Genomic DNA, 12,886 nt, shown 5'->3' with positions numbered 1-12,886 from the left:
TGTGCTGGGGTCGTGGCCTTCCCGGGCGCACTTTCGCTCATGCCCTCCAACCCCCCCCCCCACCCCCCGCGGGGGGCCCGCCCGCCCCGGGGCCCCGCCCCGACTGCGATGCATCCGACGAGTCGGACGTCAGCCGGTGTAAGCAGACATGGCCTGCCCGAAGGCGCCATTGCCCTGGAGGATCGAGGAGCAGCCGGGGTCCGTGTAGGTCACCGCGCCGGCGGAGCACTGCTTGTCCCGGCCGGCGGACCAGAAGGAGAGCCAGGCCAGGTGCTTGCTCTTGGCGAAGTTCGCCAGGGTGGTGGCGTTGGCGACGGTGAAGGTCTCGCTCGTGTCGTCGTTGAGGCCGATCATCGGGGTGACGGCGATCTCGGACCAGGCCTGGGCGTCCGTCAGCGTGGTCCACACGGACTTGACCTGCGCCTGCGTGGCGGTGGCGGCGTCGACGGCGTTCTGGCCCATGTCGCTGGAGAAACCGGAGCCGTAGTCCATCGCCATGATGTTGACCGCGCTGATGCTCGCGCCGTTGTTCTTGGCGCTTGTCAGGACGTTGACGCCGTCGGTGGTGAGGCCGGTCGGCAGGACGGGGAGGGTGTAGGAGACCTTCAGGCCGGGGTTGTTCTGCTCCAGGATGGCGATGGCCTGGTTGCGTCGGTCGATGGAGGCCGTGTCGGTGATGGCCGGACCCTCGACGTCGAAGTCGACGTACTTGAGCGAGTACTGGTTGACCACCTGCTGGTAGGCCGCGGCCAGCGCACCGGCGCTGGCGCAGTCGAGAGCCAGCTCGGTGCCGCTCTGACCGCCGAACGAGACACGGACGTCGCCGCCGGCCGCGCGCAGGCCGGCGATGTTCGCGGCGGTCGCCGAGTCGGTGATCGCGGTGTTGCCGCCCCACATCGGGGTGCAGGAGCCGCCGTCGGTGACGAAGGCGAGGTTGAAGTACTTGGTGCCCTCCGTGGTCGCTCCGGAGGCCAGGTCGAAGGTCGGCCATGCCGACAGGTCGGTGTACGGCGCGAAGCCGCCGAAGCTCCCGGAGGGGGCTCCCGTACCGGTTGCGGTCGGAGAGGCACTGGCCGACGCGGAGGCCGAGGCCGAGGCCGAGGCGGACGCCGACGCGGAGGCCGAGGCCGAGGGTGAGGGTGAGGGTGAGGGTGAGGCGCTGCCGGTGGAGCCGCCGGCCGCGGTCAGCGCGAGGTCGTCCGCGTGGACGGTGCCCTCGCCGTACCAGCCGTGCACGTAGATCTGGACCGCGGTGGTCGAGGCCCCGGTGGTGAAGGTGTCGCTCAGCTGGGTCCAGGAGGGGGCGGACGCCGTCCAGGTGCTGGTGTCCGTGGTCCCCGAGCCGGTGACTCCGAGGTAGGCGTAGGCGCCCTCGACCCAGCCGGTCAGGCTGTAGCTGGTGTTGGGCTGGACCGCCACGGTCTGCGAACACTGGGCGTCGTCGGCGGAGGAGGCCGCCGCCTGGAGGGCGTAGCCGCCGCTGTGCACGGGGGACGTCGCGACGCTGTCGAGACCGCCGCAGGTCCAGCCGCTCAGGTTTCCGGCCTCGAAGCCGGGGTTGGTCAGCAGATTGGTGGTGGCTGCCGAGGCGCCGCCTGTGGTGGCGACGAGCGACAGGGCTCCGGCCGCGAGGAGGGTCGCGGCCGAGGCGAGCGCGGTGGTGCGTCGGCCGGATGCCGGGGCGGATGAGGGGGTGGTGCCGGTGGGGATGACGCGTGCGGACATGCACACTCCTGGGCGAGCGAGGCGTGGGGGGTGCGCATAACTTGGTCTGGACCAGTGCCGCGTGTCAAGCCCCTCATCTGCACACTCGGCTCACAGCTGATCCCATATCAGCGTCAGGTGCCCCGGTGGATGCTCGCCCGCCACCCGCTCCCACGTGCGTGGACGGGCCGACCGGCCAGCAGCCGACCGACCGGCGCCCGGGGCCAGGGTCAAAGGGTGCTACAAAATCTCTTCTATGGCTCCCGCCGACCGGACACCACCGCCGCGACGTCCCGCTCCGCCCTGGTCAACCTGTCGAGCACGGCTTCGGCGTGCGGCAGCAGCGCCACGCCGGCCTCGGTGAGCGCGGCTCCGCGCGAGCCCCGGTCGACCAGTCGGGTCTGGAAGTACCGCTCCATGCCCGCCAGGTGGTAGGTGATGGTGGGCTGGCTGTAGTGCAGTCGCCGCGCCGCACCCGACAGCGAGCCCTCGATGGCCACGGCCTGGAGGATGCGCAGATGATGCAGGGCGAGCATGGCCACCTCCGGTCCTCTCGTCGCCGCCATCGACCCGTACATCGTCGAGCCTAGGGCGGCCGCCCGGGCCGACGGGTCGGCCGATCGGACGGTCTCCCTCGGCCGATCGGCCACTTCTCCCCGCCACTCAGCCGCCGAGCCGGTAGACGCGTTCGGCGTTGCCGCCGAACACCGCTGCCGATTCAGCGGGCGAGAGCGTCTGCGTCAGCTCCCTGGTCGTGCTCACGACGCGGGCGTAGTCGGCGGCGAGGGTGCACACGGGCCAGTCGGAGCCGAAGAGGAGCCGCTGCGGCCCGAACGCGTCCAGTGCGGTGTCCGTCCAGGGGCGTAGCTCGGCGGCGGTCCAGGTGTGCCAGTCCGCCTCGGTGGGCAGGCCCGAGAGCTTGGCGACGGTGTTCGGCAGGGCTGCGAAGGCGCGCAGGTGGTCGGTCCAGGGGGCCGGGTCCCCCGTCGCGATCGGCGGTTTGCCGAGATGGTCCAGCACGAAGGTGACGGACGGGAGCGAGGCCGCCGCAGCCGTCGCGGCGGGCAGCTGCTCGAACCTGATCACCAGGTCGTAGGCCAGTCCCGCCGCCGCGACCGCGAGCAGCCCGCGCCGGACGTCCGCGCGTAGCAGCCAACCGGGGTCCGGCTCGCCCTGCACCTGGTGACGGATACCGACCAAGTACCGGCCGCCCGGGCCCTCGCGCAGCGCGGCAAGCGCGTCGGCGACGTCCGGCGCGGTCAGGTCGGTCCAGCCGACGACGCCCGCGACCAGCGGGTCGGTGTCGGCGAGGGCGAGGAACTCGGGGGTCTCCTCGGGGACGCAGACCGTCTGGACGAGGACGGTCGCGTCCACGCCCGCCGCCCGCGCCTGGGGGCGCAGCACGTCGAGGTCGAAGCTCCGTCGCAGCGGGGCGAGTTCGGGCCCGGTGATCCAGTCCTGGTCGCGGACGGTGAGGTCCCAGACATGGTGGTGGGCGTCGACGACGCGCGCCGGTGCGCTCACAGCTGCCAGACCACGGGGAGGGGCGCGTCCGCGCCGCCGGCGGAGTAGTCGTGGGCGACCTCCAGCAGTTCGCCCATCCGGGCCTGCCAGGCGGTGTTGACGGGCAGTTTGCCCAACTCGTTGATGAGGGCGGGGTAGTCGTCGACCTCGACGAGGTGGAAGAGGTCGGTGCCGCTGCGCCAGATGGTCCATTCCGTCGCCCCGGCCGCGCGGATGGCCGCGGTCAGCTCCTCGGGCACCTCGCGGTGGGCCTGCTCGTACGCGGCGATCCGGTCGGCGCGGACGCGGGTGTGCAGGGCGACTCTCATGCGGGCTCCTCGGCGATGATCAGCACGTGGAGGGTGCGCGGTCCGTGCACGCCCTCCACGCGGTCGAGTTCGATGTCGCTGGTGGCGGAGGGACCGGAGACGAAGGTCAGCGGCCGGGCCGGGTCGAGCAGGGCGATCGCGTCGGGGACGTCGCCGACGATCTGGTCGGCCCGCACGACGCACAGGTGGTAGTCGGGCAGCAGGGTCAGCACCCGGCGGCCCTGTCCGGGGCCCGCGTCCAGGACGATCGTGCCGGTGACCGCGATTCCCACGGCGGCCGTGGTCACCACCGCGTCCGCCGCCTCCAGCTCGGCAACGGCGAGTGGCCCGTCGTCACCGAGCCGCCGCCAGGAGCCCTCCTGCGGCAGCAGGGCCTCCGGAAACCCGGGCGGGACGACGAGGCTGGTCACGCCGCGCCCGCCCAGCAGCTCCCCGACCGTCCGGGCTGCGTCGGCGGCAGTGACGCGCACGACGTGGGCGCGGTAGTCGGCGACGCGCTCGGCGAAGAGTTCGACGAGCTCCCCCTCGGCGTGGCTGCGGCGGTAGGCGCGGTCCGCGTCTGCGGGCGGGGCGGGCTCGGGAACCTCGGCGTCGGGAACGTCGGCCAGCGCGGTGCGGATGCGTTGCAGCACGATGTCACGGGCGTTCATCGGTGGGTGCCTCCCTGGTCCTTGGTCCGCTTCCACCAGCCGCGGAAGGTCTCGGTGGGCGGGGCGGGGGTGTCGCGGGCGTCGGTCCAGCCGTGGAGCGGGCCGGGCAGCGGACCGATGACGCCCTTGCGGGCGACCGCCCGGCCGCCCAGCCCGGCGGCCCGCTGGGCCGCGGCGAGGCGGCCGGGGTCGGCCAGGACGGCGGTGGCAGCCTTCATGGCCAGGGCCTCCGCGGTCGGGACGCGGCGTTTGGCGCGCTTGCCTTCGACGACCTTGGCTCGGAGGTGGGTGAGCACCTCCGGGATGTTGATCTTCACAGGGCAGGCGTCGTAGCAGGCGCCGCACAAGGTCGAGGCGAAGGGGAGGGTCTCCGCATGGTCGACACCGACGAGCTGCGGGGTGAGGACGCGATCCTCGCCGCGCTCGAAAGCCGCGACCCCGGGCTCGCCGCCTCCGCCTCCGCCGTCCACGTCGCCGCCGTGGAGCAGTGGCTCGCCGCGAGCCTGCGGCCCGGCCGTGCCGGGCAGCCAGGGAACGGCGAGGCCCAGGACGGCCCCGACCGCGGCTGACCACCCGGCCTTGCGGCCGGATCAGCTCCGCCGAACGGACGACCCGCGCGTCACGGTGCCGCAGCCCGCCGGGGCGGGACGGACAATGAACGGCAGGACCGGCCCGCAGCCAGGAGGAGCAGATGGCGATCACCGTGGTCGTCGCCGACGACCAGGAGATGGTGCGCGGCGGCTTCCGGGCCATCCTCGACGCCCAGCCGGGGATCACCGTCGTCGCGGACGTCGCCGACGGGGTCGAGGCGCTTCAGGCCGTGGCCGACCTGCGCCCGGACGTGCTGCTGCTCGACATCCGGATGCCGCGCCTGGACGGGCTGGAGGTGCTGGAGCGCCTGGCCGCCGAGACGCCGGACGAGGAGGGCGAGGAGAACGCGGTGCCGAGGGTCGTCGTGGTCACCACCTTCGACCAGGACGACTACGTCTGGACCGCTCTGCACCGGGGCGCCTGCGGCTTCCTGCTCAAGGACGCGGGGCCCGGCCTGCTCGTCGAGGCCGTGCGAGCGGCGGCGGCGGGCGACTGTCTGATCTCCCCCTCGCTGACGGTGCGGCTGCTGTCCGGTCACCAGCCCTCCACGTCGCAGCGCGAACGTGGCCGACGGCTGACGGAACGGGAGCTGGACGTGGCCCGCGAGGTCGCCCAGGGCGCGACCAACCAGGAGGTCGCGAGTCGGCTGTTCCTCTCCCTCTCGACGGTCAAGACACACCTGAGCAAGATCCAGGAGAAGCTCAGGGCCCGCAACCGCGTGGAGGTCGCCGCGTGGGCATGGGAGTCGGGCCTCATGCGCCGGTCCTGACCCGCCCCGACAGACGAGGCCACCACCCATGCCGACGAACCGGGTCACCCCGTCCTACCCGCCGCCCGTTCCGGAGGAAGCCGCTGGGACCGGACGCCGCTTCTGGGCGCTCTCCGACTGGCCCACCCGCACCGTCGCCGGGCACTTCGCGCTCGCCGTCGTGCTGGGGCTCGCCGTCACCTTCGAGACGTTGCACTTCGCCACCCGCTTCGGCGCGGCGAACTTCACCATCCTTGCCTCGGGCCTGTTCGCCAGCGCCTGCGCGATGCCCCTGCGGCGCCCGCCCCTCACGGTCCGCGGGCTGGCCGCCGCATGCGGCTCGCTGGCCTGCACCGCGGTCATGCTCGGACTGCGCCCGTCCATCCACCTGTGGGGCGTCGGCGAGTCGGTCGCCCTGCTGGTCCTGCTCTCCGGGGTCCTGCGCCGGACCCCGACCGGGCAGGCTCTCTGGCTCGGACCGGTGATCGCCCTCGCGGCGGTGACCACCCCGGCCCGCGACGCCCACCCCGGCCCGGTCACCGCCACCATCGGCGCGGTGACCGTGGCGACCGTCGCGCTCGCGCTCTACCTGCGCCAGCAGGACGCCCAGCGCGACCTCGCGGTGGAGCGGGCACGCGGCACCGAACGCCTCGAACTGGCCAGGGAACTGCACGACTTCGTCGCCCACCACGTGACCGGCATTCTCGTCCAGGCGCAGACCGCCCGAGCGGTCCCCGACGACGAACCAGGCAACCGGCTGCGCATGGCCCGGATCGAGGAGGCCGCCAACGAGGCGCTCACCGCGATGCGTCGCGTGGTGCGGGTCCTGCGCGAGGAGGACAGCACCACGGCCCCGCCGGCGGGGCTCGACGACATCGCGGCGCTCGCCGCGGACTTCCGCCTGGTCGGACCGCCGGTGGACCTCGACATCGACCCGTCCCTGCGCCGGCAGCCGGCCCCGAACCTGACCGCCTCCGCCCACCGGGTGGTGCGCGAGGCGCTCACCAACATCCGCAAGCACGCCCCTGCGGCCACCCGCGTGGAGATCGCCCTGCGTCGCACCGCGACCGGACTGCGCGTCGAGGTCACCGACACCGACGACGCGGCCCGGCGCGAACCGGCGCCCACCCAGCGGCGCGGCACCGGGCAGGGGTTCGGCCTGCTGGGCCTGTCCGAACGGACGGGCGCGCTCGGCGGTCACTTCGAGGCGGGTCCCACCGCCGACGGCTGGCGGGTCCTCGCCGAGTTCCCGGAGACGCCTGACGAACACCGGCCATGACGGGTGCCACGCGCTGACCGGAAGGACCAGCACAGGTGGTTCTTCCGGACGAGATGCCGCCGAACCAAGGGGCCCGCAGCGACGCGATGAGCGGGGTGCGGACCAGAAGAGCTCCCCACCCCGCTCGCAGACGCGTCGCCGCGCAGCCCCGTTCAGAGCACCTTGGACAGGAAGGCCCGGGTGCGCTCGTGCTGCGGGTTGGTGAGCACCTCGCGCGGGTGGCCGGACTCGACCACGACGCCGCCGTCCATGAAGACCAGCGAGTCGCCGACCTCGCGGGCGAAGCCCATCTCGTGGGTGACCACGATCATGGTCATGCCGTCCTGGGCGAGGCCCCGCATGACGTCGAGGACGTCACCGACGAGCTCGGGGTCGAGCGCGGAGGTGGGCTCGTCGAAGAGCATCAGCTTGGGCTCCATCGCCAGCGCGCGGGCGATGGCGACGCGCTGCTGCTGGCCGCCGGAGAGCTGGGAGGGGTAGTTGCCGGCCTTGTCGGCCAGGCCGACCTTGGTCAGCAGCTCCATGCCCTGCTCGCGGGCCTGCGCCCTGGGCACCTTCTTGACACGCGTGGGCGCCTCGACGACGTTCTCCAGCGCGGTCATGTGCGGGAACAGGTTGAACCGCTGGAACACCATGCCGATGTCCCGGCGCTGTTCGGCGACCTCGCGGTCGCGCAGCTCGTGGAGCTTGCCGCCCTTCTCGCGGTAGCCGACGAGCTCGCCGTCGACGTAGAGCCGTCCGGCGTTGATCTGTTCCAGATGGTTGATGCAGCGCAGGAAGGTGGACTTGCCCGAGCCGGACGGTCCGACCAGGCAGAACACCTGCCCGGGCATGACCTGGAGGTCGATGCCCTTGAGCACCTCGACGCTGCCGTAGGACTTGTGCACCTGCTCGGCGCGGACCATGGGTTCGACGGTCATGCGGTGCCTCCGGCGCGCTCGAGGCTGAACAGGTTCTTCCTGACCTTCTGCCAGGGCGTCTCGGGCAGCACCCGGTTCGCCCCGCGGGCGTAGTACCGCTCGACGTAGTACTGGCCGACGGACAGGATCGAGGTCAGCAGCAGGTACCAGAGGCTGATCCCCACCAGCGCCGGGATCTCGTAGAAGGTCCGCGAGGCGATGTCCTGCCCGGCCCGGGTCAGGTCCTCCAGCGCGATGGCGGAGACCAGCGAGGTGGTCTTCAGCATCGAGATGGTCTCGTTCCCGGCCGGCGGGATGATCACGCGCATGGCCTGCGGCAGCACGACGCGCCACAGGGTCTGCGCGTGGGTCAGCCCGAGGGAGGACGCGGCCTCGGCCTGGCCCTCGTCGACCGACAGGATGCCCGCGCGGACGATCTCGGCGAAGTAGGCGGCCTCGTTCAGGCCCAGGGCCAGCACGGCCGCGGTGAACAGGCCGACCAGGTCGTTGTAGTTCCACGACGCGAAGGTCGGCCCGAACGGGATGCCGATGCCGACCTGGGGGATCAGCGCGCCCAGGAAGTTCCAGAAGAACAGCTGGACCAGGACCGGGGTCCCGCGGAAGACCCAGATGTAGATCCAGGAGGCCCCGGACAGCACCGGGTTCTTCGACAGGCGCATGACGGCGAGCAGGATGCCGCCGACGATGCCGATGACCATCGCCAGCACGGTCAGGCCCATGGTCCGGCCCAGGCCGGCGAGCACGGTGTTGTAGGTGAAGATCTGGCCGACCACGTCCCAGTGCAGGACGCTGCTGGTGACCGCCAGGTGGACCAGCATCGCGGTGAGTACCGCGATCACGGCGATGGCAACCCATCGGCCGGGGTGCCGGACGGGCACGGCCCGGATCTCCTCAGGGCGATCAGGCGCTACTTGTTGGATCGTCATGATGCTGTGATTCCGGTTCTCTCGTGCCTCAGTTCGCCGCGGCGTTGATCAGGATCTTGTCCGCGGTGAGCGCACCGGAGTCGACGCCCCACTTCTTGAGGATCTCGCCGTAGGTGCCGTCGCTGATGATGTCCTTGAGCGCGCCCTGGACGGCCTGCGCCAGCCGGCCGTCGCCCTTGGGGAGCGCGATGCCGTAAGGAGCGGTGTTGTAGTCCTGGCCGATCTTCGTCAGCTGACCGTTGCTCTGCTGGACCGCGTAGTCGATCACCGGGGAGTCGGCCATCATCGCCTGGTCACGCTTGGCGACCAGCGCCGAGGTGGCGTCGGTCTGCGCGTTGAACTGGTCGCCGTCGTTCGGGATGGCCGGCTTGCCCGCCTTCTTGCAGGCCGGGTTGATCGTGTTCTTGATCTCGTCGGCCTCGGTGGTGCCGGTCTGGACGGAGACCTTGATGCCGCACAGTTCCGCCGCGTTACCCGTGAGCTTGTCCGGGTTGCCCGTCAGCGTGGCGATCGCCTCACCGGCGTTGAAGTACTGCACCAGGTCGACCTGCTGCTCGCGGGCCTTGGTGTCGGTGAAGGAGGAGAAGCTCAGGTCGTACTTCTTGGCGGTGATGCCGACGAGGATGCTGCTGAAGTCCGCGCTCTGCCACTGCGTCTTCAGGCCGAGCTTCTTGAAGATCGCGTTGCCCAGGTCCACGTCCATGCCGACGATGTCGCCGTTCGCGTCCTTGAACTCGGACGGCGCGTAGGTCGAGTCGGTGGCGATCAGGACGACGCCCTTGCTCTTCAGCGCGGCCGGGACCATCGCGACCAGCGCGGCGTCGGAGCCCTCCGTGCTCACCGACTGCGAGGCGTCGGGCGCGGCACCGGTGTTTCCGTCGATCTTGGAGCTGCCGCAGCCGGTCAGCAGCAGCGACCCGGCCACGGTGAGAGCGACGGCGACCGAGGAGGCGTGGAGGCGACGTCTGAGTTGCATGAGAGTTCTCCGAGAGGGTGGGGGCGACAGAGGAGGTGATGCGGGGCGATCAGGCAGGGGTGGGCTCGGCGACGATGCGCAGCATGCTCACGGCCGGGTCGAGTGCGCCCCGGACATGCCCGTGCGGCACGGCGACCGTGCGCCGGAAGAAGTCGACGAGGTCTGCCGTGATCACCTCGCCGGGAAGCACGTTGGGGATTCCCGGCGGGTAGGCCGCGAGGGTGTCGGCGGAGACGCGGCCGACAGCCGCGTCCGCGGGCAGCACTTCGCTGGGCGCGAGAAAGGCCTGGCGAGGCGCCATCCGGACGGGGCCGGGTTCGGGCAGCAGCAGGAACGGACGCGCACCCTCGTTCGGGGCGGGTGTCTCCGTGCGGGGCAGGGCGTGCAGTGCCTCGAGGAAACGGGTGGGGTCCGGGACCGAACCCGCGCCCACCACGGCGACCACGGCCCCTTGGGTGGCGACCTCGACGAGGATCCCGTGGTCGCGCATGAGGTGCCACCGCGCCTGATGGCCGGAGATCCCGCCTGCGAGCGTGTCGACGGCGACGCGCAGCGGATCGGCCTGGGCGATGTCCGCGAAGCGCCGGAAGCCGTCGCTGACGATCCGGTAGCGGCCTTCCGCGCGGACGCCGGCGCGGATGCGATCGGCCGCGCGCAGGGACGCTTCGATTCCCTGTGTTCCGTTCACCAGCGCCCGACGGGCCAGATCCAGAGAGCTCAACAGGAGCGAGCTCGCGCTGGTGGACTGGGTGAGGCGGAAGGCGCGGTCCAGCAGCGGTTCCAGCTGTTCCGCGAACCGGCCGGAGCCCAGGTGGAGCATGGCGGACTGGGTCAGGCTGCCGCCGAGCTTGTGGGTGCTGGAGACCACGAGGTCCGCCCCGTGCCGCAGCGCGTTCCCGGGCAGTTCGGGATGGAAGCCGAAGTGTGCGCCCCAGGCCTCGTCGACGATCAGCGGGACACCGTGCGCGTGCGCGGTCGCGGCGATCTCGGGGACGTCGGCGACCGCCCCGAAGTAACTCGGGGTCACGACGTAGACGGCCGCGACGTCGGGGTGTTCGTCGAGGGCCCTGGCCACGGACCGGGCCGTGACCCCGTGCGCGATGCCCAACTCGGTGTCGATGGACGGCTGGACGAAGACCGCGCTGAGGCCGGACAGCACCAGCCCGTCGATGACGCTGGAATGGACGCTGCGCTGCACCGCGACCTTGGTGCCGAGCGAGGCGAGCGCGAGCGTCACGATGCGGTTGCCCTGGGAGGCACCGTTGGTCAGGAACCAGGTGCGGTGGGCTCCCCACGCGTCCGCGGCCAGTCGCAGCGCCTCGTCGAGCGGGCTGGCGTCGCCGAGGTCGACGCCGTCGAGGAGGGGTGGCAGGTCCAGCTGCAACGCGTCACCGAGCAGCGCGGCCAGGTCGGGAAAGTCTCCCGGGACCGCCGCGTGCCCGGGCACGTTCAGCCGCTGCCAGTCGCGCGCGCCGAAGGCCCGCACGGCGTCGGCGTAGGGGGCCCGCGCCTGGGACGTGGACGGCGAAAGGGGGGTTGGGGAGGTGTTAGTCGTGCTCACAAACGGAGCGTTCCATGCTTCTTTCGCCAGCAGAAGACTGCACTTCCCTGCCGATCTCCATACACTGGCTATAGCTGCGCGATGGAGGACCCCACCTCAGCCGCCACCCACGGGACTGGGAGGACCATGTTCGAGTTGCGCCAGTTCGAGGTCCTGCGTGCCATCGCCCGCTCGGGCTCACTGGCCGCCGCGGGTCGTACCCTCGGCTTCAGCCAGCCCACGATCAGCCATCACCTGGCCGCCCTGGAAGCCCACGCCCGGACCCCCCTGGTCCGACGCGGTGCACGCGGCGCCGCCCTCACTCCGGCCGGGGAGATGCTCCTGCTCCATGCCGACGCGGTACTGGAACGCGTTCGGGTCGCCGAGCACGAACTGCGCGCGTTCGTCGACCGCAGCGTCTCCTCGCTTCGGATCGGCACGTTCCCGACAGCAGGGGCTCTGCTGCTCCCACCCGCGGTCAAGCACCTGCACCGCCTCGGCGTCCACGTCTCGCTGTCCGAAGGCGAACTGCCCCAGCTCCTCGACGAACTGCGCACCAACCGGTTGGACGCCGCGCTGGTCTTCTCCCAGCCCGGCGAACGACTCAGTCTGGACGAGGCATTCGAGATCCACCCCCTCCTCGACGACCCGCTGGAACTCGCGCTGCCGGCCGACCACCCCCAGGCGCATCGCGACCAGGTCCCGCTCACCGCCCTACGCGACGACGGCTGGATCATGGGCACCACCGACTGGGATCCGGTGGACCGGGTGCTCATCTGGGCCTGCGCCAAGGAGGGCTTCGAACCCGTCCATGTCATGCGGACCGACGACTACGCCGTTCTCCAGGGTTTCGTCGCCGCGGGCGTCGGGGTCGCGCTGCTGCCCCGGCTGGGCATCACCCCGCACCGGAGCGACCTCGCGGTGCGTCCCGTGGCCGGCCCGCGCGACCAGGTCCTGTCCCGGCAGATCGGCCTGGCGGTCCTCGGCGGCACGGCGAACCCCACCACCCGGCAACTGCTGCAGGCACTGCGCGACCAGGCCGCACACCTGACCGCCGGCTGGAGCGCCACCGTCCAACGGCCCTGAGGCACCACCGGACGGCCGTCAGGCCAAGCCTTCCACCTCCGAGGCTGTCCGCCCCGCCCTCCCCCGAACGGACCAGGTCGTCGAGGTCGTCCTTTCGGCCGAGGTGCCGTGGACGCCCGGCCGATCCCGGGTGGGCTGCCGCGACCCTACGGTGGAGTGCGGCGGGGGCCGAGTCCGAAGGAGAGACCGCACCCATGCCCGCTCATCTGGCCGCGCAGCTGACCTTGTCCGCCTCGCTGACCCTGCCCGCATTGAGCTGCTCCGTCAGCCGCGCGCGCCGCGCGTTCACGGCCCTGTGCGCGGACCATGCCGCCGTTGACGACGGCAGGTTGCTGCTGTCGGAGGCGGTGGCCAACGCGGTCGAGCACACCGAGGCCGAGCAGGTCCGGGTGGTGATCCAGCACCACCCGCCCACCGGCCGCCTCATCTGCGCCGTCCACGACAGCAGCACCGACGTCCCGGCCGAGCCGGGCGGAAGCCCGGGCCTCGACGCGGAGTCGGGCCGTGGCCTGCACCTGATGGAGTCCCTCAGCGAGGCGTGGGGCCACCTGGTCCGCCCTGACGGAAAGTGGACCTGGTTCAGCCTGCGCCCGTCGGGCGCGCCGAGCTGAACACCCCGAACGAGCCGAGAACG

General features: G+C 71.9%; 15 protein-coding genes. 5 read left to right on the top strand and 10 right to left on the bottom strand.

The features are described 5' to 3' along the window. Positions 1–129 precede the first annotated feature (129 nt). The 6 genes from ABH931_RS25570 to ABH931_RS25545 all read right to left on the bottom strand — a co-directional run bounded on the left by ABH931_RS25570 (position 130) and on the right by ABH931_RS25545 (position 4,503). Positions 130–1,725: a carbohydrate binding domain-containing protein gene (locus ABH931_RS25570; protein ID WP_370117595.1), complete on the bottom strand. Its 1,596-nt coding sequence runs from the start codon at positions 1,723–1,725 to the stop codon at positions 130–132. 233 nt (positions 1,726–1,958) lie between these two features. Continuing rightward, on the bottom strand, positions 1,959–2,240 hold the full coding sequence (locus tag ABH931_RS25565) for a LysR family transcriptional regulator (RefSeq protein WP_370117592.1): 282 nt from the start codon (positions 2,238–2,240) through the stop codon (positions 1,959–1,961). Between the two features lie 127 nt (positions 2,241–2,367). After that, positions 2,368–3,228, bottom strand: coding sequence for an amidohydrolase (locus ABH931_RS25560; RefSeq protein ID WP_370117589.1), 861 nt, complete (start codon positions 3,226–3,228; stop codon positions 2,368–2,370). Next, a complete protein-coding gene (locus ABH931_RS25555) occupies positions 3,225–3,536 on the bottom strand; it encodes an L-rhamnose mutarotase (protein WP_370117586.1) in 312 nt (103 codons plus the stop codon). The genes ABH931_RS25560 and ABH931_RS25555 overlap by 4 nt, the downstream gene beginning before the upstream one ends. After that, on the bottom strand, positions 3,533–4,186 hold the full coding sequence (locus ABH931_RS25550) for a lactate utilization protein C (protein WP_370117583.1): 654 nt from the start codon (positions 4,184–4,186) through the stop codon (positions 3,533–3,535). Before ABH931_RS25550 ends, ABH931_RS25555 begins: the two co-directional genes overlap by 4 nt. After that, entirely contained in the window at positions 4,183–4,503 is a 321-nt protein-coding gene (locus ABH931_RS25545) for a lactate utilisation protein LutB domain-containing protein (RefSeq protein WP_370117580.1), read from the bottom strand. The genes ABH931_RS25550 and ABH931_RS25545 overlap by 4 nt, the downstream gene beginning before the upstream one ends. Before the next feature lie 57 nt (positions 4,504–4,560). On the opposite strand from ABH931_RS25545, the gene ABH931_RS25540 reads away from it, so the two are divergent. From ABH931_RS25540 to ABH931_RS25530, 3 genes are all read left to right on the top strand, one after another. Continuing rightward, positions 4,561–4,755 carry a hypothetical protein gene (locus ABH931_RS25540; protein ID WP_370117577.1) on the top strand — a complete coding sequence of 65 codons (195 nt, stop codon included), beginning with the start codon at positions 4,561–4,563 and terminating at the stop codon, positions 4,753–4,755. A 122-nt stretch (positions 4,756–4,877) separates the two neighbouring features. Further along, positions 4,878–5,546: a response regulator gene (locus ABH931_RS25535; RefSeq protein WP_370117574.1), complete on the top strand. Its 669-nt coding sequence runs from the start codon at positions 4,878–4,880 to the stop codon at positions 5,544–5,546. Between the two features lie 28 nt (positions 5,547–5,574). Next, positions 5,575–6,804 carry a sensor histidine kinase gene (locus ABH931_RS25530; RefSeq protein ID WP_370117572.1) on the top strand — a complete coding sequence of 410 codons (1,230 nt, stop codon included), beginning with the start codon at positions 5,575–5,577 and terminating at the stop codon, positions 6,802–6,804. A 152-nt stretch (positions 6,805–6,956) separates the two neighbouring features. Here ABH931_RS25530 and ABH931_RS25525 read toward each other — a convergent pair whose 3' ends face one another. From ABH931_RS25525 to ABH931_RS25510, 4 genes are all read right to left on the bottom strand, one after another. Continuing rightward, positions 6,957–7,724, bottom strand: a complete 768-nt coding sequence (locus ABH931_RS25525; RefSeq protein WP_370117570.1) for an amino acid ABC transporter ATP-binding protein — start codon at positions 7,722–7,724, stop codon at positions 6,957–6,959. Further along, positions 7,721–8,602, bottom strand: a complete 882-nt coding sequence (locus tag ABH931_RS25520; protein WP_370117567.1) for an amino acid ABC transporter permease — start codon at positions 8,600–8,602, stop codon at positions 7,721–7,723. Before ABH931_RS25520 ends, ABH931_RS25525 begins: the two co-directional genes overlap by 4 nt. 76 nt (positions 8,603–8,678) lie before the next feature. Then, on the bottom strand, positions 8,679–9,626 hold the full coding sequence (locus tag ABH931_RS25515) for an ABC transporter substrate-binding protein (protein WP_370117564.1): 948 nt from the start codon (positions 9,624–9,626) through the stop codon (positions 8,679–8,681). A 49-nt stretch (positions 9,627–9,675) separates the two neighbouring features. Then, positions 9,676–11,187 (bottom strand): aminotransferase class I/II-fold pyridoxal phosphate-dependent enzyme, encoded by a 1,512-nt coding sequence (locus ABH931_RS25510; protein ID WP_370117562.1) that lies wholly within the window; start codon positions 11,185–11,187, stop codon positions 9,676–9,678. 126 nt (positions 11,188–11,313) lie between these two features. Here ABH931_RS25510 and ABH931_RS25505 point away from each other — a divergent pair, with 126 nt between their 5' ends. After that, complete coding sequence (locus ABH931_RS25505; protein ID WP_370117559.1) at positions 11,314–12,252, top strand: LysR family transcriptional regulator; 939 nt, start codon at positions 11,314–11,316, stop codon at positions 12,250–12,252. Between the two features lie 194 nt (positions 12,253–12,446). After that, a complete protein-coding gene (locus tag ABH931_RS25500; RefSeq protein ID WP_370117556.1) occupies positions 12,447–12,863 on the top strand; it encodes an ATP-binding protein in 417 nt (138 codons plus the stop codon). Positions 12,864–12,886 lie beyond the last annotated feature (23 nt).

It is taken from the genome of Streptacidiphilus sp. MAP12-33 (genome assembly GCF_041261265.1).
Classification (GTDB): Bacteria; Actinomycetota; Actinomycetes; order Streptomycetales; family Streptomycetaceae; genus Streptacidiphilus.
Note: the sequence above shows the minus strand (reverse complement) of the source record. Positions and strands in the feature narration are given on the sequence as shown.

Bases quoted from the DNA above. Each gene is read 5' to 3' on its own strand.
- ABH931_RS25540 (WP_370117577.1), top strand. From the start codon at position 4,561: ATGGTCGACACCGACGAGCTGCGGGGTGAGGACGCGATCCTCGCCGCG.
- ABH931_RS25500 (WP_370117556.1), top strand. From the start codon at position 12,447: ATGCCCGCTCATCTGGCCGCGCAGCTGACCTTGTCCGCCTCGCTGACC.
- ABH931_RS25550 (WP_370117583.1), bottom strand. From the start codon at position 4,186: ATGAACGCCCGTGACATCGTGCTGCAACGCATCCGCACCGCGCTGGCC.
- ABH931_RS25570 (WP_370117595.1), bottom strand. From the start codon at position 1,725: ATGTCCGCACGCGTCATCCCCACCGGCACCACCCCCTCATCCGCCCCG.
- ABH931_RS25505 (WP_370117559.1), top strand. From the start codon at position 11,314: ATGTTCGAGTTGCGCCAGTTCGAGGTCCTGCGTGCCATCGCCCGCTCG.
- ABH931_RS25530 (WP_370117572.1), top strand. From the start codon at position 5,575: ATGCCGACGAACCGGGTCACCCCGTCCTACCCGCCGCCCGTTCCGGAG.
- ABH931_RS25565 (WP_370117592.1), bottom strand. From the start codon at position 2,240: ATGCTCGCCCTGCATCATCTGCGCATCCTCCAGGCCGTGGCCATCGAG.
- ABH931_RS25535 (WP_370117574.1), top strand. From the start codon at position 4,878: ATGGCGATCACCGTGGTCGTCGCCGACGACCAGGAGATGGTGCGCGGC.
- ABH931_RS25525 (WP_370117570.1), bottom strand. From the start codon at position 7,724: ATGACCGTCGAACCCATGGTCCGCGCCGAGCAGGTGCACAAGTCCTAC.
- ABH931_RS25555 (WP_370117586.1), bottom strand. From the start codon at position 3,536: ATGAGAGTCGCCCTGCACACCCGCGTCCGCGCCGACCGGATCGCCGCG.
- ABH931_RS25515 (WP_370117564.1), bottom strand. From the start codon at position 9,626: ATGCAACTCAGACGTCGCCTCCACGCCTCCTCGGTCGCCGTCGCTCTC.